The following is a 1,124-nucleotide window of genomic DNA, read 5'->3' as shown; positions in this document are numbered from 1 at the left end:
ATAGTGTCTAGGGAACTGTTTTACCGATAGAGACGCTGGCGTTGGTAATGGGTCGGCTTGACGATATCACGCTCGAAGAACTCTACGATCTCAAGGACCAGATCGACGAAGGGAAGCCGCGAGAACGTGTTCTCGCGGCGATCGGGCGCAAGAAGGGCGATCAACTGGATACACTGGCTGACCGCCACGGTGTTGTCGAGAAAACGATTCGCAACTGGCTCGATCGGTTCAAGGAAGAACCGATCGAGCAGGCACCTTACGACGCTCCTCGACCAGGAGGTCCAGCAAAAATCGAGGGCAAAGATCGTGAGCGACTGTTCGAGCAGTTGCAACAGCCGCCGACCGAACTCGGATACGACCAGCAAGCGTGGTCAGCGAAACTCTTGCTTCATCACGCCAAAGAGGAATACGGCGTCGAATACCACGAAACCTACGCGTATGACTTGTTGAAAGAGGCCGGGCTGTCCTTGCGGACAGCACGGCCTCAACATCATGAAGCCGACCCTGAAGAGAAAGCCGAGTTTCAGGAGACAGTCGAAAAAAACGGCCCGAACTAACCGAGAAAACTGTCGTTGTTGTCGATCAGTTCACCAAGCACGTCGGAACTGTTCAGCGACGTGGCTTCTACCCAATTGGCTCAAACCCGACAATAGAGGTTGCAACAGCGTGGGATTCAGTGACGGTGCTGGGCGCTGTCACCGACGACGGTGACAGCTTCTTCTGCTGGACAGAAGAGAATCTCACACGGAACCACGGGATTCGGCTGTTAGAAGCGCTGAAAGACAAGTTCGGTGAGGAGTTAGTGGTGTTTCTGGATCGAGCGGGCTACTTCTACGCGAGGGATCTGTGGGAGCACGTGAGTGGTGAGCGCGAGACCGAAACTGTCGGAGACAGTTCGGTCTCGTGCGTGCGAGGGGATGATCTCGAAGTGTGGTACTTCCCGTCGAAACTTCCCGAACTGAACGCTGTCGAAGGGTGCTGGGACCAATTGCAAGAGTGGTTCAAGTATCGCCTTATGCCAGATCTCTCGACGCTGAAAGAATGCATTCCACGAGGATTGAGCGCGATCACCGAACCGAACATCTGGCCGTATCTCACCGGTAAAGATTCGAACTAAACACTAT

Annotated in this window: 1 protein-coding gene and 1 pseudogene; both read left to right on the top strand. The window is 54.3% G+C overall.

The genetic code is table 11. The features are described from left to right. Positions 1 to 47: 47 nt before the first annotated feature. Positions 48 to 557: an IS630 family transposase gene (locus ACEWFR_RS23725; RefSeq protein WP_374063341.1), complete on the top strand. Its 510-nt coding sequence runs from the start codon at positions 48 to 50 to the stop codon at positions 555 to 557. 71 nt (positions 558 to 628) lie between these two features. Further along, positions 629 to 1,117: pseudogene (locus ACEWFR_RS23720) on the top strand (transposase); the annotation flags it as partial. Positions 1,118 to 1,124: the final 7 nt, after the last annotated feature.

This window comes from Natrinema sp. H-ect4, from assembly GCF_041894845.1.
GTDB lineage: Archaea > Halobacteriota > Halobacteria > Halobacteriales > Natrialbaceae > Natrinema.
This window is presented reverse-complemented; position numbering and strand designations above follow the sequence as displayed.